This window comes from Streptomyces sp. PL-25, assembly GCF_058344915.1.
The window spans coordinates 3,637,973-3,664,527 of sequence record NZ_CP136997.1 but is presented as its reverse complement, the minus strand read 5'-3'; the positions used below and the strand labels follow the sequence as shown (position 1 = coordinate 3,664,527).

24 protein-coding genes are annotated in these 26,555 nt (G+C 71.2%); 11 read left to right on the top strand and 13 right to left on the bottom strand.

The annotated features are described in order from the left end of the window. Positions 1-6 precede the first annotated feature (6 nt). A complete protein-coding gene (locus R4Z62_RS16285) occupies positions 7-285 on the bottom strand; it encodes an XRE family transcriptional regulator (protein WP_491520145.1) in 279 nt (92 codons plus the stop codon). Between the two features lie 265 nt (positions 286-550). Between R4Z62_RS16285 and R4Z62_RS16280 the strand changes: the two genes are divergently transcribed. Together R4Z62_RS16280 and R4Z62_RS16275 are read left to right on the top strand one after the other, a co-directional pair. Then, a complete protein-coding gene (locus R4Z62_RS16280) occupies positions 551-922 on the top strand; it encodes a helix-turn-helix domain-containing protein (RefSeq protein WP_491520144.1) in 372 nt (123 codons plus the stop codon). Between the two features lie 494 nt (positions 923-1,416). Next, positions 1,417-2,658: a tyrosine-type recombinase/integrase gene (locus tag R4Z62_RS16275; protein WP_491520143.1), complete on the top strand. Its 1,242-nt coding sequence runs from the start codon at positions 1,417-1,419 to the stop codon at positions 2,656-2,658. Positions 2,659-2,961: 303 nt separating this feature from the next. On the opposite strand, the gene R4Z62_RS16270 is transcribed toward R4Z62_RS16275, so the two are convergent. The 3 genes from R4Z62_RS16270 to R4Z62_RS16260 are packed head-to-tail and all read right to left on the bottom strand — an operon-like array spanning position 2,962 to position 5,634. Further along, a complete protein-coding gene (locus R4Z62_RS16270) occupies positions 2,962-4,185 on the bottom strand; it encodes a polyprenyl synthetase family protein (protein ID WP_491520142.1) in 1,224 nt (407 codons plus the stop codon). Then, positions 4,182-4,994 (bottom strand): ABC transporter permease, encoded by an 813-nt coding sequence (locus R4Z62_RS16265; RefSeq protein WP_491520141.1) that lies wholly within the window; start codon positions 4,992-4,994, stop codon positions 4,182-4,184. Before R4Z62_RS16265 ends, R4Z62_RS16270 begins: the two co-directional genes overlap by 4 nt. Before the next feature lies 1 nt (position 4,995). Beyond that, on the bottom strand, positions 4,996-5,634 hold the full coding sequence (locus tag R4Z62_RS16260; RefSeq protein WP_355476619.1) for an ATP-binding cassette domain-containing protein: 639 nt from the start codon (positions 5,632-5,634) through the stop codon (positions 4,996-4,998). 212 nt (positions 5,635-5,846) lie between these two features. On the opposite strand from R4Z62_RS16260, the gene R4Z62_RS16255 reads away from it, so the two are divergent. After that, positions 5,847-7,349 (top strand): class I adenylate-forming enzyme family protein, encoded by a 1,503-nt coding sequence (locus R4Z62_RS16255; protein ID WP_491520140.1) that lies wholly within the window; start codon positions 5,847-5,849, stop codon positions 7,347-7,349. A gap of 236 nt (positions 7,350-7,585) precedes the next feature. After that, positions 7,586-8,854: a wax ester/triacylglycerol synthase domain-containing protein gene (locus R4Z62_RS16250; RefSeq protein ID WP_491520139.1), complete on the top strand. Its 1,269-nt coding sequence runs from the start codon at positions 7,586-7,588 to the stop codon at positions 8,852-8,854. A gap of 407 nt (positions 8,855-9,261) precedes the next feature. Here R4Z62_RS16250 and R4Z62_RS16245 read toward each other — a convergent pair whose 3' ends face one another. Continuing rightward, positions 9,262-9,966 carry a DUF5324 family protein gene (locus tag R4Z62_RS16245; RefSeq protein ID WP_064534109.1) on the bottom strand — a complete coding sequence of 235 codons (705 nt, stop codon included), beginning with the start codon at positions 9,964-9,966 and terminating at the stop codon, positions 9,262-9,264. Positions 9,967-10,238: 272 nt separating this feature from the next. Here R4Z62_RS16245 and R4Z62_RS16240 point away from each other — a divergent pair, with 272 nt between their 5' ends. Continuing rightward, positions 10,239-10,772, top strand: a complete 534-nt coding sequence (locus R4Z62_RS16240; RefSeq protein ID WP_018569175.1) for a peptidylprolyl isomerase — start codon at positions 10,239-10,241, stop codon at positions 10,770-10,772. Between the two features lie 137 nt (positions 10,773-10,909). Further along, positions 10,910-11,800 carry a rhomboid family intramembrane serine protease gene (locus tag R4Z62_RS16235; protein WP_385490578.1) on the top strand — a complete coding sequence of 297 codons (891 nt, stop codon included), beginning with the start codon at positions 10,910-10,912 and terminating at the stop codon, positions 11,798-11,800. 334 nt (positions 11,801-12,134) lie between these two features. Here the strand turns inward: R4Z62_RS16235 and crgA are convergent, their stop codons facing one another. Next, positions 12,135-12,389: a cell division protein CrgA gene (gene crgA, locus R4Z62_RS16230; RefSeq protein ID WP_018569173.1), complete on the bottom strand. Its 255-nt coding sequence runs from the start codon at positions 12,387-12,389 to the stop codon at positions 12,135-12,137. 153 nt (positions 12,390-12,542) lie between these two features. Between crgA and R4Z62_RS16225 the strand changes: the two genes are divergently transcribed. The 5 genes from R4Z62_RS16225 (at position 12,543) to R4Z62_RS16205 (ending at position 16,166) form a co-directional block, all read left to right on the top strand. Then, positions 12,543-13,322 (top strand): DUF881 domain-containing protein, encoded by a 780-nt coding sequence (locus R4Z62_RS16225; RefSeq protein WP_064534113.1) that lies wholly within the window; start codon positions 12,543-12,545, stop codon positions 13,320-13,322. A gap of 164 nt (positions 13,323-13,486) precedes the next feature. Beyond that, positions 13,487-13,648 (top strand): hypothetical protein, encoded by a 162-nt coding sequence (locus R4Z62_RS16220; RefSeq protein WP_018569171.1) that lies wholly within the window; start codon positions 13,487-13,489, stop codon positions 13,646-13,648. Then, a complete protein-coding gene (locus R4Z62_RS16215) occupies positions 13,645-14,283 on the top strand; it encodes an aminodeoxychorismate/anthranilate synthase component II (protein ID WP_385490583.1) in 639 nt (212 codons plus the stop codon). The genes R4Z62_RS16220 and R4Z62_RS16215 overlap by 4 nt, the downstream gene beginning before the upstream one ends. Further along, positions 14,280-15,404, top strand: coding sequence for a class E sortase (locus R4Z62_RS16210; RefSeq protein WP_385490586.1), 1,125 nt, complete (start codon positions 14,280-14,282; stop codon positions 15,402-15,404). The genes R4Z62_RS16215 and R4Z62_RS16210 overlap by 4 nt, the downstream gene beginning before the upstream one ends. A gap of 15 nt (positions 15,405-15,419) precedes the next feature. After that, positions 15,420-16,166: a class E sortase gene (locus R4Z62_RS16205; RefSeq protein ID WP_491520138.1), complete on the top strand. Its 747-nt coding sequence runs from the start codon at positions 15,420-15,422 to the stop codon at positions 16,164-16,166. A 127-nt stretch (positions 16,167-16,293) separates the two neighbouring features. Here the strand turns inward: R4Z62_RS16205 and pknB are convergent, their stop codons facing one another. The 7 genes from pknB to R4Z62_RS16170 form a co-directional block, all read right to left on the bottom strand. Further along, entirely contained in the window at positions 16,294-18,300 is a 2,007-nt protein-coding gene (gene pknB / locus R4Z62_RS16200) for a Stk1 family PASTA domain-containing Ser/Thr kinase (RefSeq protein ID WP_491520137.1), read from the bottom strand. 91 nt (positions 18,301-18,391) lie between these two features. After that, positions 18,392-19,396: an RNA-guided endonuclease IscB gene (gene iscB, locus R4Z62_RS16195; protein ID WP_382845628.1), complete on the bottom strand. Its 1,005-nt coding sequence runs from the start codon at positions 19,394-19,396 to the stop codon at positions 18,392-18,394. A 536-nt stretch (positions 19,397-19,932) separates the two neighbouring features. After that, positions 19,933-21,417, bottom strand: coding sequence for a penicillin-binding transpeptidase domain-containing protein (locus R4Z62_RS16190; protein ID WP_382845626.1), 1,485 nt, complete (start codon positions 21,415-21,417; stop codon positions 19,933-19,935). Between the two features lie 235 nt (positions 21,418-21,652). Beyond that, positions 21,653-23,113, bottom strand: coding sequence for an FtsW/RodA/SpoVE family cell cycle protein (locus R4Z62_RS16185; RefSeq protein WP_064534127.1), 1,461 nt, complete (start codon positions 23,111-23,113; stop codon positions 21,653-21,655). A gap of 27 nt (positions 23,114-23,140) precedes the next feature. After that, positions 23,141-24,730 carry a Stp1/IreP family PP2C-type Ser/Thr phosphatase gene (locus tag R4Z62_RS16180; RefSeq protein WP_355476601.1) on the bottom strand — a complete coding sequence of 530 codons (1,590 nt, stop codon included), beginning with the start codon at positions 24,728-24,730 and terminating at the stop codon, positions 23,141-23,143. 140 nt (positions 24,731-24,870) lie between these two features. After that, complete coding sequence (locus R4Z62_RS16175) at positions 24,871-25,395, bottom strand: FHA domain-containing protein FhaB/FipA (RefSeq protein ID WP_018569163.1); 525 nt, start codon at positions 25,393-25,395, stop codon at positions 24,871-24,873. A gap of 10 nt (positions 25,396-25,405) precedes the next feature. Next, positions 25,406-26,284 carry an FHA domain-containing protein gene (locus R4Z62_RS16170; protein ID WP_064534131.1) on the bottom strand — a complete coding sequence of 293 codons (879 nt, stop codon included), beginning with the start codon at positions 26,282-26,284 and terminating at the stop codon, positions 25,406-25,408. Positions 26,285-26,555 lie beyond the last annotated feature (271 nt).

The window sequence follows — 26,555 nt, the reverse complement described above, 5'->3', positions numbered from 1 at the left end:
GGGGGTTCACCTTTCCACTGTGTCAGTAGAAACTGAGGGCATGTCGAAGTGCTGCTGCAAGGGCTCCTCCAGCGCCGTGGCGATCAGCCATGCCGTGCGGAGCCGGCACTTCTCGGCCGCCGTCTTGCCGCGGCCGGTGACCTTGATGACCGTCGCGATGCTCACTCCCTGTCCGCGGGCGTCGACCGCCCGGGTGCGGGCGGCGAGTTCGGCCTGGGTCACGCCGTGGCGCTTCATGGCGTCTCGGAGTGGCTGGCCGTCGCCCTTGCGGATCAGGTCGGTCATGTGTGCCTCGCGGTTCGGGGTCCTGCCCGGCACCCTGCGGTGCCGTTGACACATTTCTACTGTGTCAGTGTCAGTGAGGTCAAGTGAGTGGTCGTGAGTTTCAGTGAGGGCGTGTCGCGGTGGCGGTAATCGAATGACTGTTCTACCGTGGATGCACACGGCAGATGCGACGGAGCGTGCCGGGGAGGTCGCGCGCCGCGCACACATCGCGCCACGCTTCTACTTTCACTTGCGAAAGTAGAAGATCAACACGCATGCTTAGCACGTGACAGACCAGGAGCGCACCGAAGATCTGGCGCAGCTTCTCGCCCGGCTGAAGGACACCTACGGGGTCAGCGAGAGCGAGATCGCGCGCCGCATCGGCGTCGCCCCCGCCACCGTCAACGCCTGGGTACACCGCAAACGCGGCACCGGCCGCGGCCCCAACCGCGAGAAGCTGCGCGCCCTCGCCGGTGCTTTCCCGAAGTTCACCGAGGCCGAGATCTTCGCCGCCGCCGGCCGCGAGACGCCCGGCCCGCTCAGCGCCGAGTCCGAAGCCCGCGTCCTCGAGCTGTGGCGGGGCCTCACCCAGGAGCAGCAGCGCGCGAAGGAGATCGAGATGCGCGCGCTCGGCGAGGCCAACCGCACCGGCCAGTAGGGCGTACAACCTTCTGCCCTGCTCGTGAGTCTCCGCCAAATGGGCTGTAACTGTCCGTGAGATTCGATCGACAACTTGTTCAACAGGCATCGATATTTTCCCCGCAGCGGGGTACCTTCGGTCGGACCGACGCTCCTCCTCCCCCGTCGGCAACAGGTCCATCCCACCTGCGATCCCGGGGGTGCGCATGTGCGTACGAGTCCAGTTCGTCCCGCCCGACGTGGCGCCGTCCTTCGACGCCGAGGCCCGCTCCATCACCGTCCCTCGCGGCCTCTCGCCCGCACGCACCGTCACGCTCGTCCGAGCCATTCTCGGCGAACTCGCCGTGGCCCAGCCCGAGTTGGGTGCAGTCTGTTGGTGCGGGGCTCCGGTCGATCTGACCCCCCGCATCCCTCTCCAGCGAAGGAGCAATGAGCAGGTGGTGAAGCATGGGGCGTAGCGCCTCGAACAACCCCCGACAGCTACGGCAGAAGAGCTGCGGGTGCCCGAAGTGCATGGAGGAGTACCCGCCCGAGCAGCACGGCGACCGCGCGCGGCGCCGGGACTGCATCGGCAGCTGGCAGGCACGCTACCGGGACGCCAACGGCACCCAGAAGGCAAAGAACTTCTCGAAGAAGAAGGAGGCAGACGCCTTCCTCGATAAGGTCCGCGATGCGGTCCGGGCCGGGACCTACCTCGATCCGAAGCGCGGCGAGATCACCCTCGCCGCCTGGTGGAAGGAGTGGTGGCCCGGACACGAACCAGCCCGCCCGACCACCCGCAACCGCAAGCTGTCCCTGTGGACCGCCCACATCGAACCGAAGTGGGGCCGGCGCAAGCTCGCCTCCATCCGGGCCGCCGAGGTGCAGTCCTGGATGCGGACGGAGGTCAAGGGCCACGCGACGCAGGTCAAGGTGCACGGCCTCCTCCGGTCGCTGATGCGGGATGCGGTCGTGGACGAGCGGATCGCGAAGAACCCGCTCGACGCGGTCCAGGTCACCGCGACGGCGCCCGCCCGGCACCCTGACGAGCTGCGCCCCCCGACCGAGGCGCAGTACGCCGAGATCCGCGAGGCCATCCCCGCGTGGTACCGGCCAGTCGTGGACTTCGCGCACGAGACGGGCATGCGGTGGGGGGAGATCGTCGGCCTGCGTGCCTGCTACCTCGACCTGGAGGACGGGACGGCGGAGGTGCGGCACATCATCGTGGACGACCGCGGCACTGTCGTCCGCCAGCGGATGCCCAAGACGGTCGCCGGGTACCGCACAGTCCCGCTCACCGCGTCCGCCGTGGAGGCCGCCCGGCTGATGCTGGAGCGCCTGCCAGCGTCCCGGGCCGTCACCGATGTGGAGGACGGGCTGTGCCCCGAGGAGCTGATCTTCCGCGGGCCGCAGGCCGGCGAGGTCCGGCCGCTGCGGGGGGAGAAGGTGGAGCGCGCGGGTGTGCTGCGGGGCAACAACTTCCGCCGGCGGATCTGGATCCCGGCGATCAAGGAAGTGGGATTGGCGCGGCTCATCAAGAGCCCGGAGACGGGCCGCAAGGAGTACTGGCCGCGCTTCCACGACTACCGGCATGCCCTGGCGAGCCGCCTGCACGCGGCCGGGGTGAGCGAGAAGGACGTGCAGCTCATGCTGGGGCAGGAGCGCGGCGGCCGGGTCACATGGTTGTACACGCACGGCAGTGAGGGGGCTGCGGACCGGCTGCGGGCGGCGCTTGAGACGGGGGATGGGCCGCGTCACCTGCGGGCCGTCTCGTGAGTCCGACGGGCGTGGAGTCCACATCGAGTCCACGAAACCCCCTCACTGGTCCTCATCGAAGCTCACTGAAGCTCATTCGGGGGCGGGTGTCGTGTCGCTGACCTGCACTCACTGGGGCTCACTGAAACTCACTGATCCTCACCGGGTAGGCCATGTGTCTTTGCATGGCAGATGTCAGGGGTTCGACTCCCCTAGGCTCCACTTCTTCCACCCCCTCTGATGTGCGGGAACGCGATCAGAGGGGGTGTTTTCGTGCCTCCTTGTGCCCTCGACCCTCAACCCTCAGACCTCAACCCTCAGACCTCAGGCGAGGCGGCTGCGGCGTACGGTCGCGCGGCCGAGGGTGTGCAGGCGGGTGGCGGCCTCGGACGGGGGCAGATGGGGGGACAGGGCGGTCCAGGCCCGTTCCACCAGGTGGTCGGCCTCCTCGCGGGCCGCGCGCAGGGCGCCGCAGGAGACGAGGGCGGTGATCGCCTCCCGTACGGTCCCGGGGTCAGCTCCGGGGGTCCGTACGCTCTGCCACAGCGCGGTCAGCTCGGCGCGCGGGAGCAGGGCGACGGCGTGGGCCAGGGGCATGGTGACCTTGCCGTTGTGCAGGTCCTCGCCGATCAGCTTGGTCGGGGCGCCGTCGCGGACCACTCCGGTGAGGTCCTGGACGTCGTCGGTGATCTGGTAGGCGGTGCCGACCGCTTCGCCGTACCGGACGAGGGCCCGGCGCGGCGCGTCGTCCGTCCCGCGTGTGTGGGCGACCAGCTCCATCAGGCAGCGCACCGGGGCCCCGGACTTGAGGCGGTGGGTCAGGCGCACCGCTTCGAGCACCGGCCGCGCGTCGCCGGTCGCGGCCGCCGCGTCCATCACCTCCCGGTGACCGGCGATGTCCAGGCCCTGGCCCGCGTGGGCCGCGCGGAGCGCCGCCATGAACGACCGGTACATGGCCACCTGGGTCAGCGGGTCGCGGGACAGGTGCGGCACCACCCGGTCCAGGGAGAAGTAGGCGGCCGTCCCCGCGTTGACGGCCGCGGCGAGGCCGAACTCGACGTGGACCGCCGGTGCGCCCCGGCGCCGTACGGCTCCGTCCTGGACGTCGTCGACGATCAGCGAACCGGTGTGGAGGATCTCCGCGGCGGCCAGCAGCGGGCCGAAGCCCGCCGGGTCGCCGCCCAGGGCCTCGACCGCGGCCGTGGCGAGGCGGGGCCGCCAGCGGCGCCCGCCTCGCTCGATCAGCCGGCGCACCGGCCGCACCAGGGCGTCGTCGAGCCGGACAGCCGTCCCGGGCGGCAGCGCGCAGTCGTCCGGCAGTGCGGAGATCTCCCGTAGCTCCGCCTCCCCGGGCCGCGCCGGATACAGGGCGTCGATGTGCGCGCGCAGTCCGGCCGCCGCGTCCGCCCGCTCCTCGGCCCCGCCGGCCGGGGCAGAAGAGGGGGCGGGGGCAGGGGCGGGGGCCGGGACGCGTACGGGCTCGGCGGCCGCTGGTCCGTCGCCCGTGCCCGGGGCCGTACGCGGCCGTGCGGAGGTCGTGTCCGTCATGAGGCGCCCCCGTCCGCGACGCGGTGGACGCGGTGCAGGAACGGGATGCGGTGTCTGCGGTCGTGGGTGCGCAGCCGGAAGGCGAGGCCCGCGACGGCGACGCTGCCCAGGAACCACAGCGGGCCCAGCAGCAGATGAGTGGCGGGCACGGTGTGCAGGAAACCGGCGGTGATGCTCGCCTGCATGGGGCCGTAGCAGGGCAGGAAGCGGACGACGGCGCTGCCGGAGTCCGGGTTGGAGACGGGGTTCTGGAGCCCCGTGTCGATGATGCTGAGCATGATGATGAGGAACATGCCTTCCAGTTCGCCGCGCAGCAGCGCGCCGAGCATGACGCCGATGCCGCCGAAGGCCAGGGCCGCTCCGAAGACGGCGAGCCAGAGCACCCCGGGCTGGCGGGGCGTCCAGTACCAGCAGATGACCGTGACGGCGTAGGCGCAGATGAGCGCGGACACGGCGACCAGCGAGGTGAGTTTGGCCGCGAGGAGATGGGTGCGGGGGTACCCGGCGCCGGCCAGCCGGTGGTCGAAGTCGGCGGACCGGTAGGTGACGATGAACATCATGAAGCCGACGATCAGCGTGACGGCGTTGAGCGCGCCGGAGAGCTTGCTGGCGTCGTTGCCGTCGACGGTGATGGTCTGGTGGGTGGCCCGCACGAAGAACGGCACGTCGGCGTCGGTGATCACGAGGACGACCAGCGTGATCCACAGGGGGATGAAGAACACCACCAGCGCCAGGGCCAGCCGGTTGCGCAGGTGTTCGACGACGGCGTATCCGGCGGCGGTGGAGTAACGGGTCCAGGCGCGCCGCATCTCAGCTCACCGCCGCTGCGGGGTGTCCGGTGCTCCGGCCCAGGCGCCCGCCGTCCAGCCGCCACACCTGGTCGAAGCGGTCGGTGTCGAAGGCGATGTGGGAGATGACCAGGATCGAGCGGCCCCGGGCGCGCAGGCTCGCCGCGAGGTCCCAGAAGCTCTCGTAGGTGTCCCAGTCGAAGCCCTGGTAGGGCTCGTCGAGCAGGAGCAGCGGCGGGTCGTGCATGAGGGCCAGGGTGAGGTTGAGCTTCTGCCGGGTGCCGCCGCTGAGGGTGGTCACCCGGTGGCGGCGGTGGCCGGAGAAGCGGAGGATCTCCAGCAGCTCGTGGGCCCGCCTCAGATCCGGCAGGTCGTAGGCGACCTGGAAGAACCGCAGGTGCTGGTCGACGGTGAAGGCGGGGTTGAGCACGGTGTGCTGGGGGCAGTAGCCCAGGCCGCCCCGGTGCTCGACGCTGCCCCGGTCGGCGGTGAGGCGGCCGGCGAGGATGCGCAGCAGGGTGGACTTGCCGGAGCCGTTCTCGCCGACGACGCCGGCCAGCAGGCCCGGCGGCAGTTCGAGGTCGACCCCGCGCAGGACGCCGCGGGCGCCGTAGGACTTGTGCACATCGCGGACGCGGAGCGTGGGTGGGGGAGGCGTCATACGTGGTCTTCCTGGGAGGTGGCGGTCGCGGTCGAGGGGCCCGGTACGGCGGCTCCCGGTGCGCGGGCGCGGCGTGACGGCGGCGCGTCGGGAGTCGTTGTACGGCAGGGCCACTCGGCATAACGCGCAAGAGGGCGAGCGGTGTTGGGGCAGTACGCGCGCGGAAGATCCCATCAGCCCTGCGCATAAAGGCGGATGAGTACCATGTCGCCGTGTTCTGTGACGAACTGCCCTTCCGGACCGCTCTGTTCGCCGCCGTCCGCGCCGGTGGCGAGCGCCCCGCGCTGGTCACGTACGAACGGGTGCTCTCCTATCGCGCGCTCGACCGGGAGTCCGACCGTGTCCGGGACGCGCTCCTGCGTGCCGGCGCCGGTCCCGGCACGGTCGTCTCGCTCGCCCTGCCCAATGGCTGGGCCTGGGCGGTGGCGCTGCTGGCGGTCCTCAAGTGCGGAGCCGTGCTCGCGCCCGCCAACAGCCTGCTCACCGCCGCCGAGACCACGGCCCTCGCCTCGGTGACGGGCCCCGCCGTCGTCCTCCGGCACACCGGGGACCTCGACGGCCCGGCACGGGCGCGGCCGCGCGGGGACGACGGGGTCCGGCCGCCCGTCGGCACCTACGCGCTGGCCCACACGTCGGGCACCACGGGCACGCCCCGGGCGGTCGTCCAGACGGAACGGGCCGTCCACGGCGCCGTCGCGTACTGGGCCCGGCAGCGCCGGGCGGACGACGTGGTGGCCACGGCCCTGCCGCTGGCCCACACGTACGGGCACCTGGTGGCCGCCAGCACGTTCCTGGCGGGCGCCACCCTCGTGCTGGCCGGCCGCTTCCGCCCCGCCGGACTGGCCCGGCTGATCGTCCGGCACCGCGCGACCGCCGTCGAGGCCGTGCCGACGATGTACGCCCGCATGCTCGCCCATGTCCCGTCCGGTGCGCTGGGGCACGTGCGGTGCCTCTCGTCCGGACAGGCGCTCCCCGAGGGACTGTCCCGCGCCTGGTACGAGCGCACCGGCGCGCCGCTGACCGAGTCGTGGGGGATGACCGAACTGGCCGGACCCGGACTCGCGTTCGACCCTGGCCGCGCCGGGCGGGACGGCTGGGCGGGCTATCCGGTACGCGGCCACGAGTTCGCCCTGCGCCCCCTCGCGAGCGTCGCGGGACGACCGCCCGGGGCCGCGGGGGCCGGGCAGGCCGACGGGACCGGTGAGACCGAGGGGGAGCGGGAGACGGGCGAGATCCTGGTCCGCGGGCCGGAGGTCAGCCCTGGCTGCTACGACCGGTCCGCCGGGGTCGTCCCGCTCGCCGACGCGGACGGGTGGCTGCACACCGGGGACGTGGCCGAGCGGGACGCTGAGGGCTGCTTCCGCGTGCTGGACCGCTGCAAGGACCTGATCAACAGCGGTGGTCACAACATCTTCCCCACCGAGGTGGAGAACGTGCTCGCCCGGCATCCGGCCGTCCTCTCCGCGGCCGTCGTCGGCGTCGCGCACCACGACCTGGGCGAGGTCCCCCGGGCCTATGTGGTCCCGGCGCCGGGACGCCCCGCCGACGCCGGGGCGCTGCTGCGGCACTGCCGCGCGCACCTGGCGGACTACAAGGTGCCGCGGTCCGTCGTCTTCCGCGACGACCTGCCCGTCACCGGCAGCGGCAAGCTCCGGCGCAACCGGCTACGGGACACCGAGCCTCCGGGCCCGCCTCCGGGCCCGTGTCCCTCGTGACGCGTACGCGGGCGCGTCCACCGTTGTGACGCGTACGCGTACGCGGGCACGTCAGCGCGGCGCACCCCCGCGGCGCCGGTTTCACTCCTTCGGGCAGCGGGCCGGTCCTTCCGCCCCGGGGCCGGGCCGGACGGCACATCCTGCCTGTCATGCCGTACAGCCGCCGAAGTCCAGCGGGCCGGACGACCCCCGCGCCGGACGAGCCGCGCCCGCCCGTTCCGCCGCCCCGTGTGGGCGTGCTCGACGCCGCCTTCCTCGCGCTGGGACGGCACCACTCCCCGGGGGCGGTGGAGACCGGGATCCTCGTCCTGATGAAGGGCACGCCCCCGCCGCTGCCCGCGCTCGCGGAGCACGTCCGCGAGCGCGCCGAGTGCGTTCCCGCGCTCCGGTTGCGCCCCGACCGGACCGGTCCTTCGCTGCGGCGCCCCCGCTGGCACCACGACAGCGCGCGTGACCTCGGCGCACACGTCGGTGAGACGCGGGGCGGCGGACAGGAGACGCTCGCGGACCTGGCCGGGAGGACGATGACCCGGCCGCGCCCGTCCCCCGACGCCCCGCCGTGGTCACTGGAACTGCTGCACGGCGCCGCCGGACCGGGGGGCGCGGACGCGGACTTCGCGCTGCTGCTGCGGCACCATCACGCCCTCCTCGACGGGCTGGGCGCGATGGCCGTCCTGCGCGGTCTCCTGGGCGACGGCCCGGCCGTCGCGCCGCCGCCCCCGCCCGGCCGGACCGCCACCGCGCGGCCGGGCCCCGCCAGGACGGCCGCGTACGCGCTGCGCGGGACGGCCTCCCTGGCCACCGACCTCGTCCGTACCGCGCCCCGGTTGCCCCTCCTGCGTGCCCCGGCCGCCTGGCCGTGCGCCGTCGGCTGGACCCACGTGCCGCTGGAGGTCTTCCGGGACATCGCGAAGACATCCGGTACGACCGTCAACGTGGTGTATCTCGCCGCCCTCACCCTGGCGCTGCGCGACCATCTCGCCGCCCACGGGCAGCCGGTGCCGCCCGCCGTCGTGGCGACGGTGCCGATGGCCCTGACGCCGTCCGCCTCCCCGGCGGTGGCGGGGAACTCCATCGGCCCCGCGCGGTTCCGGCTGCCGACCGGAGCCGAGGACCCGGGGGAGTGCCTGCGCGGCGTCCACCGGGCCGCCCGGACGGTCAGCCGGGCCCGCCGCCGGGAGGGGAGCGAACTGGTGCTGCGCGCGGGCCGCCTCCTGCCCTCGCCATGGACCCGCGGGCTGTTCAGCGCGTCGATGGGGGCGCGGTCCGTCAACCTGGTGGCGAGCAACCTGGGCCTGATCCCGGACACGCTCGCCTGTCCGGGCGGGACGGCCGCGGCGGTGGCACCACTGGTGCTGCGGCCGCTGGGCGGCGGTCTGAGCAGCGGTGTCGCCACCTGCGGGACGACGGTGACCGTCTCCTTCGTGACCGGTCCCCGCACCGACCCGCACGGCACGCTGCCCGAGCGGTTCCAGCGGGCCGTGAGCGCGCTGCGGCGACCGTGACGACCGCCAGGATCACGGTGCCGGCCGATCCGGGCCTCGGCGCGGTCGGCCGCCGTCCCCGGACCGCCGCGCTCCCCAAGACCACCCGGGAGCCCCGGAGAGCGGCCGTCGCGGCGACCGGCCGTCCACGTCTTCTGCCGGGCCGCGGCCTCGCCCGCCGGGACGCCGACGGCGGCGGCCACCCGGCCGCCGCCCAGCACCGCCCGGCTCCTGGACCGGGACCGGCGTACACCGGCCCTTTGCATCCAGGAACGTTTCCGCCCGGATCTCCCCGATCCCGCGACCCCGCCCCGCCCGGCCGGATGGCTCTCCGGCCGAAGCGTCAACGGCCTGCCCTGACCAGGGAGGACCGTCCGGTTCGTACCGGCCGGAAGACCCTGCTCGTCGCGTCCCTGCTCGTCGCGGTCCTACTCGTCGCGGTCCTTCTCCTCCTCGGCCTCCTTCGCGCGGACCTCGGGGTCCAGCACGCTTTGGCCGCTGCCGTCCACCGAGGACAGCCGACCGGTCTCGGGGACCTCGGTCGGGGCGGGCGGCTCCACCAGCCAGTCCGGGTTGGCCTGCCGGTCCCACCACTTCCAGGCGGCGAAGGCGCCGCCCGCGACGACGCCGGCGATCACGAACACCTTCGCGACGCGCCCGGCGCGCGCCCGGCAGCTCTGCCGGCGGGCCAGCTTCTGGATCTTCCGGGCCGGGACCTGGCCGCGCAGCGCGGCCAGCGCGGCGGCCCCGCGCGCGGCGGCCTCGTCCGCGACCGGTGCCGCGGCGGCCCTCGCCTGCTCGATCCGCGGCCTGGAGTACTCGGCGGCCTGGCGGGCGGCCCTGCGGGTCCGCTCGGCGGCCTCCTGGGCGGCCTGGTCCAGCTTCGGCGGGACATGGGTCATGGCCTGGGTGCGCGCCTGCTCCAGCCGGGGTGCGACGTAGGCGCCGTACTGGACGCGGGCCTGGTCGGCGGCGAGCGACACCTTCGGCGCGAGCCGTACGCGTGCCTCGTGCGCGTAGTGCGCGGCCCTGTCCCTGGCCGTGTCGGCGTAGGGCGCCACCACGTCCGCGGCGTGCAGCACGCTGTCCCTCGCCGAGCCGGTGGCGGCGCGCACGCTGTCGATGCGGGTCACGGGTTCCTCCTCCTCGGTGGCGTACGGTCATTCGACTTTCCACCCTTTTACGGATCATGCCTGCGAACGGCCCCGAAGGCATGCGAGGACGCGCATCCGGGTCATGCGCGCCCCCTGGACCGGAGCGACGCGCGCCCCCTGGACCGGAGCGAGCCGTCCCGGAACCCGCAACCGGTTCCGGCGGATCGGTGCCCGGAAGCGGCCGCCGGGCGACGCGGGGCGCGCGCCGTGCGAGGATCGGGGAGTCACAGGAAGACAACGGAAGGCAGATCGTGGCTGAGCAGCTCTACGCCACCCTGAAGACCAACAACGGCGACATCCAGGTGCGGCTCCTGCCGAACCATGCCCCCGAGACGGTCCGCAACTTCGTGGAACTCGCCAACGGTGAGCGCGAGTGGACGCACCCCGCCACCGGCGAGAAGACCACGGACCGGCTGTACGACGGCACGGTCTTCCACCGGGTGATCAGCGGTTTCATGATCCAGGGCGGCGACCCGCTGGGCAACGGCACCGGTGGCCCCGGCTACCAGTTCAAGGACGAGTTCCACCCGGACCTCGCCTTCGACCGCCCCTACCTGCTGGCCATGGCCAACGCCGGTCCGGGCACCAACGGCTCGCAGTTCTTCATCACCGTCGCCCCGACGGCATGGCTGACCCGCAAGCACACCATCTTCGGTGAGGTCGCCGACGACGCCAGCAAGAAGGTCGTCGACGCCATCGTGGGTACGCAGACCAACCCGCGCAACGACCGTCCCGTCAAGGACGTCGTCATCGAGTCGGTCGTCGTCGAGACCCGCGACGCCTGAGCCGGGGACCACTCCCGGCACCGCGCCCCGAGGGAACCAAACGCCCCGCTCGTCCGTAAGGATGAGCGGGGCGGTGCGTTGCCCGCGGTGAGCCGTACTGAGCCGTGCACCGTCCGTGACGAACGTGAGGGGACCCGATGGACCAGGCACCAGGCAGCCCGCAGGTCGGCCAGGGCGTGCCCACCTGCTACCGGCACCCGGACCGCGAGACCGGCATCCGCTGCACCCGCTGCGAGCGGCCGATCTGCCCGGAGTGCATGGTCAGCGCCTCCGTGGGGTTCCAGTGCCCGGACTGCGTCCGCAGCGGGTCGGGGACCGGGCACACACCCGCCGCGTCCCGGCCGCGCACGGTGGCCGGGGGCACGGTGAGCGCCGATCCGCGGCTGTTCACCAAGGTGCTGATCGGGCTCAACCTGGCCTTCTACCTGGTCCAGCTCGCGCTGGGCGACTCCTTCACCGACCGGTTCTCGCTCGTCGGCGATGCGTACATCCCGTCGTCGGGAGCCGTCGAGGGCGTCGCCGAGGGGCAGTGGTACCGGCTGTTGACCGCGATGTTCCTGCACGGCGGCTATCTGCACATCGCGTTCAACATGCTGAGCCTGTGGTGGATCGGCGGCCCGCTGGAGGCGGCCCTCGGCCGCGTCCGGTATCTGTCGCTGTACTTCGTCTCCGGACTGGCCGGCAGCGCGCTCTCCTATCTGCTCGCCGCCCCCAACCAGCCCTCGGTCGGCGCCTCCGGTGCGATCTTCGGCCTCTTCGGCGCCACCGCCGTGCTGATGCGCCGGCTCCGCTACGACATGCGCCCGGTCATCGCCCTGCTGGTGATCAACCTGGTCTTCACCTTCGGCCCGGGGCTGAACATCGCCTGGCAGGCGCACATCGGCGGGCTCGTCGCCGGTGTGATCACCGGCTACGCCATGGTGCACGCGCCGCGCGAGCACCGGAACCTGGTGCAGTACGGGGCCTGCGCGCTGGTGCTGGCGGTCGTGGTGGTGCTGACCGTGGTCAGAACCGCCCAGCTCACCTGAGCCCGCTCCCGTCGCCCGCCGTGCCGCCCTTCTCGCACGGTTGTCCACAGTGGGTGCGCGTCCTTGTGCACAGTGTGCGGGAACAGCTGTGCCCCCTGTCGCTCACCTGTGTCTGTGCAGGTCAGGCAGGGGGCAGTCCGCTACCGGCGGAGTGGTGCGACAGTCGTACCGGCGTCAACGGCTGATGAGTTATCCACAGATCGTCGGCTTTTCCCCAGGCGTTGTGTGGAAATTCGGCCCGGCCTGTGGATAACTCAGCGGATACCCGTGGGCAGAGCTGTGTTCACCGTACGGCGAACCGCGCTTCCACCGGGCCCGGCGGAGTCGGCAGCCGCTACTTCCACTGCGTGGAGACGCCGAACCCCGCGGCGATGAAGCCGAAGCCCACCACGATGTTCCAGTTGTCCAGCGCGTCGATCGGCAGCGAACCGTCGGTCACGTAGAAGACGACGATCCAGGCCAGGCCGATGACGAACATGGCCAGCATCACCGGGGCCACCCAGCCGCGGCTCTCCAGCTTGATGACCGTGCCCTGCTTGGCGGGCGGCGGCGTGTAGTCGGCCTTCTTGCGGATACGTGACTTCGGCACGAGGGTCTCTCCTGTCGATGCGCTGCGTGGCCGCGCAGGAATCTGGACTGGCTCCGGGGCAGCGTACAAGGGCACTGCGTGGGGACGACGAGTGCTCCCCCGGGGCGTCCGTTAGCGTAGTGCTTCCGCGGTGCCGAAGGAGATAAGGGTACGTTGAGCAATTCCGCCGACTCCCCGGGGCCGGGTGCCGACCGGGACCGCGCCCGCCGCTTCCCGCCGGTGCGGATCCTCACGGCGGCCGTGTTCGCGCTCGCCGGGCTGATCTTCTTCACCAGCTTCGACACGGCCAAGGGCACCAACATCCGCACGGACACCTCGCTGCTCAAGCTGTCCGACCTGGTCCAGGAGCGCAGCCGCAAGAACAAGGAGCTGGACGAATCCAACGCGACCCTGCGCGGCGACGTCGAGTCCCTCGCCCGCAGCGACGGCGGCGGCACGAAGGCGCAGGACGAGAAGCTCTCCGGCCTGGAGGACAGCGCGGGCACCCGGCCGCTCAAGGGCAAGGCGGTCAGCGTCACCCTGAACGACGCCCCGCCGAACGCGACCGCCAAGCTCCCCGGCTATCCCGAGCCGCAGCCCGACTACCTGGTCATCCACCAGCAGGACCTCCAGGCCGTCGTCAACGCGCTGTGGAACGGCGGCGCCCGCGGGATCAAGGTGATGGACCAGCGGCTGATCTCCACCAGCGCGGTGCGCTGCGTGGGCAACACCCTGATCCTCCAGGGCCGCGTCTACTCACCGCCGTACAAGATCACGGCGGTCGGCGACCCGGACCGGCTGCAGAAGGCGCTCGCCGACTCCCCGGCGATCCAGAACTACATGGTGTACGTCAACGTCTACGGCCTCGGCTGGAAGGTCACCGAGGACGGCACGGCCACGCTGCCCGGCTACACCGGGGCCGTGGACCTGCACTACGCGCAGCCCGTCGGCTAGCCACGGCGCCCGCGTGCCGGACCGGAGCCGGACCGGGAGCCGGACCGGGAGCCGGACCAGGAAGGGGGAACTGCTCCCGGAAGGCCGGAAACCGAGGGCATCGCGCCGTTAGTCTGGTGCGGTACGGCGTGCATCGGGTGCCGTGGGGAGACGGAAGGGACGGCATGTACGGCTGGATCTGGCGGCATCTGCCGGGCAACGCGTGGCTGAAGGCCCTGATCTCACTCGTGCTGGTCCTGGCCGTGGTCTACGTCCTGTTCCAGTACGTCTTCCCCTGGGCGGAGCCGCTGCTTCCCTTCAACGATGTGACGGTGGACAACCAGTGAGCGCGCGGATTCTCGTCGTCGACAACTACGACAGCTTCGTCTTCAACCTGGTCCAGTACCTCTACCAGCTCGGCGCCGAGTGCGAGGTGCTGCGCAACGACGAGGTGTCGACGGCGCACGCCCAGGACGGTTTCGGCGGCGTGCTGCTCTCGCCGGGGCCGGGCACGCCCGAGCAGGCCGGGGTGTGCGTGGACATGGTCCGGCACTGCGCCGCCACCGGCGTCCCCGTCTTCGGCGTCTGCCTGGGCATGCAGTCGATGCAGGTGGCGTACGGCGGTGTGGTGGACCGGGCGCCCGAGCTGCTGCACGGCAAGACCTCGCCGGTCGAGCACACCGGCAAGGGCGTCTTCGCCGGGCTGCCCTCCCCCTTCACCGCGACCCGCTACCACTCGCTGGCCGCCGAGCCCGCCACCGTCCCGGCCGAGCTGGAGGTCACCGCCCGCACGCACGACGGCATCATCATGGGCCTGCGCCACCGGGAACTGCCGGTGGAGGGCGTGCAGTTCCACCCCGAGTCGGTGCTGACCGAGCACGGGCACCGGATGCTGGCCAACTGGCTGGCGGAGTGCGGCGACACGGGTGCCGTGGCGAGGTCGGCGGGGCTCGCCCCGGTGGTGGGCAGGGCCACGGCGTGACCGCGCTGCGCCCCGAGCGCGAGTCCGGCGCCGACCGGTACGGCACGGAGGCGTACGCCTCCGGGGACCCGTACACGGAGGCGCCGTACGGCTCGCACGCCTCGGCGGCGCCCGGCTTCCGCGCCGGACCGGGGCCCGGCCCGGCGCCGGCCGACGACGAGACGATGGCGCTGCGGGTCGCCGATCCCGCCGCGGCGGCCGGTCCGGGGACGGGGACGGCACCCGGGGCGCGGGGGCGCTCAGCGGGCGCCACGGCCTCTTCCGGCTCCCCGGCGGACCAGGAGCCCCACGAGGGGCGCGCGGCCCGCAGAAAGGCCGCCAGGAGCCGTCACAGCCGCCACAGCCGCCGACGGGGCACCGGCCCCGCGGCCGGACCGTCCCCGGAGGACGGCGGGCCGTCCGCGCCGCTGACCCGGGTGGAGGCCCGCAGGCGGGCGCGGGCGCGGCGGCCGTCCCCCGGTGTCGTCGTCAGCCGGATCGTCGGCGAACTGTTCATCACCACGGGTGTGGTGATGCTGCTGTTCGTCACCTACCAGCTGTGGTGGACGAACATCCGCGCGCACGCGCAGGCGGGCAGCGAGGCCCACCACCTCCAGGACGACTGGGCGAGCGGCAGGCGCAACCCGGGCACCTTCGAGCCGGGGCAGGGCTTCGCCCTCCTGCACATCCCGGCGCTCGACGTGGTGGTGCCGGTCGCCGAGGGCACCAGCAAGGCGCAGGTGCTGGACAAGGGCATGGTCGGGCACTACGGCAAGGGCGACTTCGACACGGCGATGCCGGACGCGAAGACGGGCAACTTCGGACTCGCGGCCCACCGCAACACCCACGGCGAGCCCTTCCGGTACATCAACAGGCTCAAGCCGGGCGACCCGATCGTGGTGGAGACGCAGGACGCGTACTACGTCTACAAGATGACGTCGACGCTCCCGGTGACCTCCCCCGGCAATACCGCCGTCCTGGACCCGGTGCCCAAGGGCTCGGGCTTCACCAAGCCCGGCCGGTACATCACGCTGACCACCTGCACCCCGGAGTTCACCAGCAAGTACCGCTTGATCGTCTGGGGCAGGATGGTCGAGGAACGGCCGCGCAGCAAGGGGAAGCCGGATGCGCTCGTCAGCTAAAGGGCAGAGGGAACAGTGGCAGCGACCGCGGACGACACGGCAGAGCACACAGAGGACGGCCCGGCACCGCGCCGGCGCCGCCGGCGCGGCGGCCGGGTGGCGCTCGCCGTCAGCGTGTTCGGTGAACTCCTCATCACGGCCGGCCTGGTGCTCGGCCTGTTCGTCGTCTACTCCCTGTGGTGGACGAACGTCATAGCGGACCGCAAGGCCGACCGGCAGGGCCACAAGGTCCGCGACCAGTGGGCGCATTCCGCGCCCGGCCCCGGCGCCCTGGACACCAAGGACGGCATCGGCTTCCTGCACGTCCCGGCCATGCACAACGGCGAGGTGCTGGTGAAGAAGGGCACCTCGACCGACATCCTCAACGACGGCGTGGCCGGCTACTACACGGACCCCGTCGCCGCGACCCTGCCGGTGACCGGCAAGAAGGGCAACTTCACCCTCGCCGCGCACCGGGACGGGCACGGCGCGAAGTTCCACAACATCGACAAGATGCGCGAGGGCGACCCGATCGTCTTCGAGACCCGGGACAAGTGGTACGTCTACAAGGTCTTCGACATCCTCCCGGAGACCTCGAAGTTCGACGTCGGCGTCCTGGACCGGGTCCCGGAGAAGTCCGGGGTGAAGAAGCCGGGCCACTACATCACGCTGACCACCTGCACGCCCGTGTACACCTCCCGCTACCGGTACGTGGTCTGGGGCGAGCTGGTCCGCGTGGACCCGGTCGACGGCAAGCGCACACCGCCGAAGGAACTGGACTGAGCCCGGTCTCTCCCCCCTCCCGCGGTCTCTCTCCCCCTCCCCCTCCCCGGCTTGCCGAGGCGGCACAACGGAGCCCCGGCCCTCATGGACGAGGGCCGGGGCTCCGTTCACGGGACGGGCCGGTCGATCAGGGGAAGAAGCCGCCGTGGTCGCCGCCGTTCCCGCCGTTGCCGCCGTTCCCGCCGCCCGGACCGCCGACGGTGGTCAGCGTGATCTGCGTGCCGCCCGGGTTGTCGGTCTGCTGGCCCGGCTGCGGGTCCTGGTTGATGACGAACGCGTTGTCGTCGCCGCCGCTGCCCGCGAACTGGATGTTGGTGAAGCCGGCCGCGTTCAGGAGCTGCTTGGCCTCCGAGACCTTCTTGCCCCGGACAGAGGGCACCTGGGTCTGCTGCGGCTGCTCGACCTGCTTGCCGATCTGGATCGTCACCTTCGAGTCCTTGTCGACCTGCTGGCCGGCGCCCGGGACGGTGTTGATGACCTTGCCGGCCTGGTCGGGGTCGCTGTTGTCGACCTCGACGCAGTCGCCCTGGAGGCCGTTGGCCTGCATCTGCTGCTTGGCGGCGTCGCAGCTCTGGCCGTTGACCTGGGGGACGGTGGCCTTCGCGACGGGCTTGGCGACCGTCAGGGTGATCGTCGCGCCCTTCTCGACCTCCTTGTCGCCGCCCGGGTCCTGCGAGATGACGACGCCCTCGGGGCGGTCGGCGGACTCCTGCTCCCGCTTCTCGACCTTGAGGTCCTTGTCGGTCAGCTGCGCGGAGGCCTTGTCGAAGGTGAGGCCGGTGACGTCCGGGACCGTGACCTTCGGCGCCCCGGTCGACATGACCAGGTTGACCGTGTCGCCCTTCTTGACGTCGCTCTTGGGCGCGGGGTCCTGCGAGCAGACATGGCCCTTGGGCTGGTCGTCGCACTCCTTGTCGGTGAACGCCAGCTTCAGGTTGACGTTGTCCGCCGAGGTCTGCGCCTCGGTCTTGGTCTGGCCCACGAAGTTCGGCGCGGGGATCGAGTCACTGGTCGCCCCGTGGCCGGTGAAGACGTACTTGCCGATCAGGATGGCGCCGATCAGGACCAGCACGGCGGCGACGATCAGGAGGATCGTCGAGGTGTTGGACTTCTTCGGCGGCCGGCTGCGCCGGTCGGGCCGGTCGTCGTAGCCGTAGCCGCCGTCGTCCGGGTTCATGGGCGGCAGCATCGTGGTGGCGGGGGCCCCGGCGTCGGAGCGCAGCGCGGTCGTCGGCTGGTCGTCCGGGTAGCCGCCGTAGCCCACCGCGCCCATCGCGGCGGTGGCCGCGACCGGCTGGCCGTCGAGGCACGCCTCGATGTCGGCGCGCATCTCGTCGGCCGACTGGTAGCGGTAGTCGGGGTCCTTGACCAGCGCACGCAGCACGATCGCGTCCATCTCGGGCGTGATCTCGGGATCGAAGACGCTCGGCGGCTGGGGGTCCTCGCGGACATGCTGGTAGGCCACCGCCACCGGGGAGTCGCCGACGAACGGCGGCCGGACGGTCAGCAGCTCGTACAGCAGGCAGCCCGTCGAGTACAGGTCGGAGCGGGCGTCGACCTGCTCGCCCTTGGCCTGCTCCGGGGAGAGGTACTGGGCGGTGCCGATGACCGCGGCCGTCTGCGTCATGGTCATACCGGAGTCGCCCATGGCGCGGGCGATGCCGAAGTCCATCACCTTGACCTGGCCGTTGCGGGTCAGCATGACGTTGGCCGGCTTGATGTCGCGGTGCACGATGCCGCTGCGGTGGGCGTACTCCAGGCCCTGGAGGATGCCGATGGTCATCTCCATGGCCCGCTCGGGCAGCAGCTTGCGCCCGCTGTGCAGCAGCTCACGGAGGGTGGAGCCGTCGACGTACTCCATGACGATGTACGGGATCGAGACCCCGTCGATGTAGTCCTCGCCCGTGTCGTAGACCGCGACGATCGCGGGGTGGTTGAGCGAGGCGGCCGACTGGGCCTCCCGGCGGAACCGGGCCTGGAAGGAAGGGTCGCGCGCCAGGTCGGCGCGCAGCGTCTTCACCGCCACGGTGCGGCCCAGGCGGGTGTCATGCGCGAGGTACACCTCCGCCATGCCACCACGGCCGAGCACATGGCCCAGCTCGTACCGGCCGCCGAGGCGACGTGGCTCTTCCATCAGAATCCTTGCGCGGTTGCCTCTCGCCGTCAGGCTGGAGGCCGATGGCTCCGTGTTCCGTGCTCAGACGTAGAACACCCACGGAACCCTTCTAAGGCCGCGCGTCCTCCTTCCTCATGGTGTAGGCGTATCCGTCGCCTCGTTGAAGAAGGCGCAGGTTGCTGTGGCTGGTGTCGGCGTACCCGCCAGGGATGGAGATGCGGTGGGTGCCGGAAGCACGCACAGCAACGCGACCGGTGTGTGTACCTCGGTACTTGCCGCGCGGGATGTGGGCCCGGACGAGATCGCCAGTCGCAAAACCGTGGTGCTGCTTCTGACGTGGCAGGTAGAGCCTGGGGAAGCCGTGCTTGTCCGAGCGCGTGCGTGCGTAGGAGCCGCGCCCACACGCTGAGGTGACCAGTACTGTGCCGGGGTATCGGACAACCCGGGTGCTGGGGCCGGCCTCGCCGACCGCGAGGGCATCGAGTGTGTGCGACTTCGCGAGGCCCTGCATCGACCGGTTGTACTTGGTCCGCCCGCCGGACCACGCGGACAGAGGCAGCCCCAGGCTCTCGAGATCAAGGCCCAACGCCGCGGTGTCGAAAGCAGCACGCTCGACATGGAGTTCAGTGACCGGGAACCATCTTGTGAGCCGAGCGACGGTACTCAGGGTCGTGTCCACCCGGTGCTGCAGGGACGGGGCAAGCCATCCCTTGGGACGTGACCGGTTGAGAAATCGGGGCGCCCGGAAGCGTAGATTCGCGCCGCGTCGCCTGCGGCGGTGATCCGCCCGCTGTCGCATGCTCTTGTGGATCTGTGCGCCACGGTGCTGGAGTTCCGTTGCGTGCAGCCCCCGGCGACTTGTCGTGACCTCACCGCTGACCCGGTCGGAGCACTCGACATCGGCGGTGACGGCGATGCCCGTACCCTTCGAACCGGGGTCGATGCGTACCGCAACGCCGGATACCTCGGAGCTCTCCGCAACGCGGTCTTTCAGACGGATGACGAACGGTGCGGTTTTCACTACGACCGCCCGGCCACCGGCCATGAGTCTGCGGGCTCGAGCGGGATGGCAGGGCATCAGCGGACACCCGTTCCTGTCGAGGACGGCGACCATTTGTGCCCCTGCCCTCGGTTGACTCGCTCCTGCCTGCGGAATGCTGCTCTCACGAACAGCCTCTCCTCCCTTCACTACCGCGGACGCGGCAGCGTCGGGGTGTCGCCGTACGCCGGGAGGTGACGTGCGTACGGTCTCCCCTCGCCCATGTTCCATACCGGCTGCATCACCCTGGCGGGTGATGCGCTCACGGCCCGTTTCGTCCCAGCTCCCGGGGTTGTCTGCAGCCGTGGGTTCCAGAGCCTGCCGCTGAGGAAGTACGGCAGGGTGGGTCTGCTCACCTGTATGAAACGTAGTCATCGAACACCTCCGTTCACCGATGACTCGGGCTGGTCAACCAGGGACTCGCCCACTAGGGGCGGGCGGACCCCGGCCTCTTCGGCCGGGGAGCGGCTGACAGCTACCTACCAGCCCTTTCGATTGGTGTTGTCCGGGCCTACCGTACCCGGCTGGTTCTGTGGGATCCGGCCAAGCCCGTCACCCGATACAGGACCGGTACCGCACCATGCACCGTTGTGAAGGACCCGTGACGGAGATCACCGCTTGGAGTTGATGACCGCCTGCATGACGCTCTTCGCGATGGGCGCCGCGAGGCCGCCGCCGGAGATGTCCTCGCGGCTGGCCTGCTCGTCCTCGACGACCACGGCGACGGCCACCGGCGCGCTGCCGTCGCTCGTCTTGGCGTAGGAGATGAACCAGGCGTACGGCTTGCCCTTGTTGTCCACGCCGTGCTGGGCGGTACCGGTCTTGCCGCCGACGGTGACGCCGCCGCCGATCTGCGCGTTCTTGCCGGTGCCCTTCTCGACGACCGTCTCCATCATGTCCTGGAGGATCTGGGCGTTCTTGGAGGTCAGCGGCCGGCTCAGCTCCTCGGGCTGGGTCTGCTCCAGCGTGTCCAGGTTCGGCGACTGGAGCTTGTCCACCATGTACGGCTTCATCAGCTTGCCGTCGTTGGCGACCGCGGAGACGACCATGGCCATCTGGAGCGGGGTGGCGGCGGTGTTGAACTGGCCGATCGAGGACTGCGCGACCTGCGAGGGCTCCATGTTGTCGGAGAACACCGAGGCGTTGGAGCGCACCGGGGTGAACTGCTCGCTGGTGAAGCCGAACTTCTTCGCCTCGTCCAGCATCTTCTTGTTGCCCAGGTCGGCGCCGATCTTGCCGAACACGGTGTTGCAGGACCAGCGCAGCGCCTCGCGCATATTGGCGTTCTTGCAGGGGATCGGGCCCTCGTTGGGCAGCGGGGTGGTGGTGTGCGGCATGATCCACGGGTCCGGCGAGTTGGTGTTCTGGTCGGCCGAGGTGTACAGCCCGTTCTCCAGCGCGGCGGCGGCGGTGACCACCTTGAAGGTGGAGCCCGGCGGGTAGGTCTCGCGCAGCGCCCGGTTCAGCGTCGGGTCGTCGGGGTTGTTCTCCTTCAGGAGCTTGTTACGGGCCGCCGCGTCCGCGTTGGAGGCGCCGGCGAAGGAGCCGGGATCGTAGGACGGGAAGGAGGCCAGCGCGAGGATCTTGCCGGTGGACGGTTCGAGCGCGACGACGGCGCCCTTGCCGCGGCCCTTGAGCCCGTCGTACGCCGCCTTCTGCGCGGCCGCGTTCAGCGTGGTGACGACGTTGCCGCCCTGCTTGGGCTTGCCGGTGAGCATGTCCAGGGTGTTGCGGAAGAAGAGCCGGTCGTCGTTGCCGGTGAGGATCCCGTCCTCGACCTTCTCCAGCAGGTTGGCGTCGAAGGCCTGCGAGGCGAAACCGGTGACGGGCGCCCACATGGGGCCGTCCTTGTACGTCCGCTTGTACTTCAGGTCGTCGATCGCGCTGGTCTTGGTCTCCACCGACCCGGTGATCGGCGAGCCGCCGACGATGATGTCACCGCGCGGGTGCGCGTAGCGGGCGATGGTGACGCGACGGTTGTTGTCGTCGTTCTTCAGGCTGTCGGCCTTGGCGTACTGGAGCCAGTTGTCGCGGATGAGCAGCGTGAGGACCAGCAGTCCGCAGAAGATCGCGATCCGGCGCAGGGGCTTGTTCACATCCGGCCTTTCCACAAGCTGACAGGTGCGCCTGCCGCTTCAGTCTCTCGGTGCCGTCGGTGCTGGCGCTCATCCATGGCCGGCCCCAGTTTAGAGGCAGTGCCTGTGCCTCCCGGACGGGGCCGTCCGCTACCACTGGTCCATAGACGCGGCCGCGGCACGGCGGGTTCCGGAAAACCGCGGACGGCTTCCGGAACGGGGCGGGTGCCGGTTCCGGAAGCCGTGGCGGGCGAGGTCACTCCACGGGCCCGGCGCCGCCGGGGCGGACCACCTGGGTCATCTCGGCGTCCGAGTTGGAGGCGGGCGCGGGCGCCGGGCGGCGGGCGGTGTCGCTGATCCTGATCAGGATGCCGATCAGGGCCCAGTTCGCGATGACGGAGGAGCCGCCGTACGCGAGGAAGGGCATCGTCATACCGGTCAGCGGGATCAGGCCCATCACACCGCCGGCCACCACGAAGACCTGGAGCGCGAAGGCACCGGACAGGCCGACGGCGAGCAGCTTGCCGAACGGGTCGCGGGCGGCGAGCGCGGTGCGGATGCCGCGTTCCACGATCAGGCCGTAGAGCAGCAGGATCGCCATGACGCCGGCCAGACCCAGCTCCTCGCCGAAGGTGGCGAGGACGAAGTCGGAGTTGGCGGCGAACCGGATGAGGTCGGAGTGGCCCTGGCCGAGGCCGGAGCCGAGGGTGCCGCCGGAGCCGAACGCCCACAGGGCCTGCTGGAGCTGCTCGGAGTGAAAGCCGGGAGCGCCGGAGCGGCTGAGCCGGTACTCGTTCATCGGGTCCAGCCACGCCTGCACGCGCTGGTGCACGTGCGGCTCGAAGCTGGCCACGCCGAACGCGCCGGCCCCCGACATCAGCAGACCGAAGACGATCCAGCTGGTGCGCTCGGTGGCGACGTACAGCATGACGACGAACATGCCGAAGAACAGCAGCGAGGTGCCGAGGTCCGTCTCGAAGACCAGGATGAGGATCGAGATGACCCAGACCACCAGGATGGGGCCGAGGTCGCGGCCGCGCGGCAGGTACAGGCCCATGAAGCGGCGGCTGGCCAGGGCGAGCGCGTCCCGCTTCACCATAAGGTAGCCGGCGAAGAAGAAGGCCAGCACGATCTTGGCGAACTCGCCGGGCTGGATGGAGAAGCCGCCGACGTGGATCCAGATCTTGGCGCCGTAGACGGGCAGCGCGAGGCCGGGGACCAGCGGCAGCAGCAGCAGGACCAGCGCGCCGACCATGGAGATGTACGTGTAGCGCTGAAGGACGCGGTGGTCCTTGAGAAAGATCAGCACGACCGCGAAGAGCGCGATGCCCATCGCGGTGTACAGCAGCTGGGTGGGCGCCTTGTCGCCGGCCGCCTTGATGTACTGGAGCAGTTTCGATTGGTCCAGCCGCCAGATGATGACCAGGCCGAGCCCGTTGAGCAGTGTGGCCAGCGGGAGCAGCAGCGGGTCGGCGTAGGGCGCGAACTTGCGGACGACGAGGTGGGCGACGCCCGCCATCAGGCCGAGGCCCAGTCCGTAGCTCAGCAGGCCGGCCGGGATCTCGTTGTTGATGGCCAGGCCCACGTTGGCGTAGGCGAACACCGGGATGGCGACCGCGAAGACCAGCAGCGCCAGTTCGGTGTTGCGGCGGCTGGGCGCTCCGATGGCGCCGATCGTGGACGTGTGGTGCGTCGGTGAGTTGGTAGTACTGCTCATCGTGTGACAGGGCCTCTCACGGCTTGCCTACTGCTTACCGCACAGCGAGACGACCTTCTGCTCTTCCTCCGAGAGAGTGGGGCCGGGGCTGGACGTGGACGCGGTCGCGGTCGTGGACGTGGACGGAGCCTGGGACGAGGGGGACGACGGGGTGCCGGACGTCGAGGGGTTCGGCGTCGACGCCGTCCTGGACGTGAAGGCGGCCGGGGTGGTTCCCGAGGTGCCGCCCTTCTTGCCGTCGCCGCTCTTCCCGCTGCTCCTGCCCTGGTCGGCCTTGTCGCCGTTCTTGGCCTCGGCGGCGCGGCGCTCGGACTCCTTGCGGCACGCGGAGGCCTGCACCGACAGCTCGTCGACCTTCTTCTGCGCCTCCTGGAGGCCGCCCTCGGCGATGGTCGCGGTGACCTGCTTCTGCTGGTACGGCGGCAGGTCCTTGAGCGCGATCTCGGGATGGTCCTTCTCCACCTCGGACAGCTTCACCCAGGCCAGGTCCTGGCTGATGCCCCGGTAGAGCGCCACGTGGTCGTCGTTGGTGCCGACGTAGTACTGCGTCTGCGTCCAGCGGTAGCCGCCGTACAGACCGCCGCCGATGACGGCGAGCGCGAGCACGGTGTACAGGGAGACCTTCAGCCACCTGCGGCCCCGGCGCGGCTTGACGAAGTCGTCCTCGTCGTAGTCCAGGCCGTCGGTGGAGATGAAGCCGGTGGTGTCGCCGGAGCCGGGCGGGCCGAACTCGCCGCCCCCGCCGCCCTGGCCGGGCACCTGGCGGCCGAGGCCGGAGGCGCGTCCCGCCGGGGTCTGCATGATGCCGTTGTCGTGCAGGTGGTGCTGGTTCTCGGCGACCGCGCCGACGACCACCGGGGTGTCGGAGAGCTGTCCCGCGAGGGTGTCGCCGGTGTCCAGGTCGAGGACGTCGGCGACGATGACGGTGATGTTGTCGGGGCCGCCGCCGCGCAGCGCGAACTGGATCAGCTCCTGCACGGTCTCCTGCGGGCCCTGGTAGCTGGCGAGGGTCTCCTCCATCGTCTGGTGGGAGACCACGCCGGACAGGCCGTCGGAGCAGATCAGATACCGGTCGCCGGCCCGCACCTCGCGGATGGACAGGTCGGGTTCGACGTGTTCGCCGCTGCCGAGGGCGCGCATCAGGAGGGCGCGCTGCGGGTGGGTGCTGGCCTCCTCCTCGGTGATGCGTCCCTCGTCGACGAGGCGCTGCACCCAGGTGTGGTCCTGGGTGATCTGGGTGAGCACGCCGTCGCGCAGCAGATACGCGCGCGAGTCGCCGACGTGCACCAGGCCGAGGCGCTGACCGGTCCACAGCAGGGCGGTGAGCGTGGTGCCCATGCCCTCCAGCTGGGGGTCCTCCTCGACCATGGCGCGCAGCTGGTCGTTGGCGCGCCGCACGGCCGTGCCGAGCGAGGTGAGGACGTCGGAGCCCGGGATGTCGTCGTCGAGGGGCACGATGGTGGAGATCACCTCGGAGGAGGCGACCTCGCCGGCGGCCTGGCCGCCCATGCCGTCGGCGATGGCCAGCAGCCGGGGACCGGCGTAACCGGAGTCCTCGTTGCCCTCGCGGATCATGCCCTTGTGCGATCCGGCGGCGAAGCGCAGTGACAGACTCATGCGCACCTCGCCCGACGGCTCCGGGTACAGCCGATCGTGTCGAGCCACACTGCCCACCCTCCGGTCGGGAGCGCGCCGCGGCCCTGGGGGCCGGCCGCCGCCGCGTGCTCGCTCCGCTCGCGCTCATTCATGACGTAGCACTACTTCCGCAGCTCGATGACGGTCTTGCCGATGCGGATCGGCGCGCCCAGCGGGATCGGTGTGGGGGTCGTCAGCCGGGACCGGTCCAGGTACGTGCCGTTGGTGGAGCCGAGGTCCTCGACGATCCACTGGCCGTTCTGGTCCGGGTAGATCCTGGCATGACGGCTGGAGGCGTAGTCGTCGTCCAGCACGATCGTGGAGTCGTGCGCGCGGCCCAGGGTGATCGTCTGTCCCTGGAGCGCGACCGTGGTGCCCGTGAGGGTGCCTTCGGTCACCACGAGTTTGGCGGGGGCGTTGCGGCGCCGACCGCCGCCCTGCTGGCCGCGCTGCTGCGGCGGTGCGGCCTGCTGGCGCGCGGCCTGCCGGCCGGTCTGCTGGGGCCGTGCGGCCTCCCGGCGGGACCCCCGCTGGGTGACGCGCGTACCGAACAGGTCGCTGCGGATGACCTGCACGGCCACGATCACGAACAGCCACAGTACGGCCAGGAAACCCAGCCGCATGACCGTGAGGGTCAGCTCTGACATTGCCCCCGGTTCACCCTTCGGCTTGCCTATAGATAACGGTGGTGCTGCCCACGACGATCCGCGAGCCGTCGCGGAGCGTAGCGCGGGTGGTGTGCTGCCCGTCCACCACGATGCCGTTGGTGGAGCCGAGATCCGCGATCGTCGAGGGCGTTCCGGTCCGGATCTCACAGTGCCGGCGGGAGACGCCGGGGTCGTCGATCCGCACGTCGGCGTCGGTGCTGCGGCCCAGCACCAGCGTCGGGCGGGAGATCTGATGGCGGGTGCCGTTGATCTCGATCCAGTAGCGGGTGCGGCCGCCGGCCGCCGGGGCCTGCGGGGGCCGCTGGGCGGCGGCGGGCGGGTAGCCGTGGCCGCCGGGCGGCGGTGCCGCGGGCATGGGGGGCGCCGCGGCGGGCGGTGCGGCCGGCGGGTAGCCGTAGCCGCCCGGCGCGCCGGGGCGGCCGGGTGCCGCGGCGGGACCCGGCGGGGGTCCCTGCGGCGGGGCCGCCTGGGGCGCCTGGCCCTGCTGGCTGCTGGAGGAGGCGAGCGTACGGCTGCGCACCCGGTACAGACCGGTGTCCAGGTCGTCCGCCTTCTCCAGGTGGACCTTGATCGGGCCCATGAAGGTGTAGCGCTGCTGCTTGGCGTAGTCGCGCACCATGCCGGCCAGCTCGTCGCCGAGCTGTCCGGAGTAGGGGCTGAGCCGCTCGTAGTCGGGCGCGCTCAGCTCCACGATGAAGTCATTGGGTACGACCGTGCGGTCGCGGTTCCAGATGGTCGCGTTGTTGTCGCACTCGCGCTGCAGCGCGCCCGCGATCTCCACGGGCTGGACCTCGGACTTGAAGACCTTGGCGAAAGTGCCGTTGACCAGACCTTCGAGGCGCTGCTCGAACTTCTTCAGGACTCCCATGGGGCACCTCCTCCGTCGTGGCCGTCGCTTCTGGTCCTGCCGGTGTTGCGGATGTTGCGGGTCTTGCCGTCGTGCTGATGCGTCCTGCTTACCTGGTACTGCTTACTGATCGTATCCACGCGCCGGTAAATCGGCTGGTTCCCCCTGTCGGGCCCGTCGACGGGTCGTCGACACCTGGTGGTCGGCTCGTACCGCTGAGTACTCCTTCGGGTCCTTCGGGGGAGTACCCCTCCGTACTTCTGCTCCGTACTCCTGCCCAGGATCGTAGAGG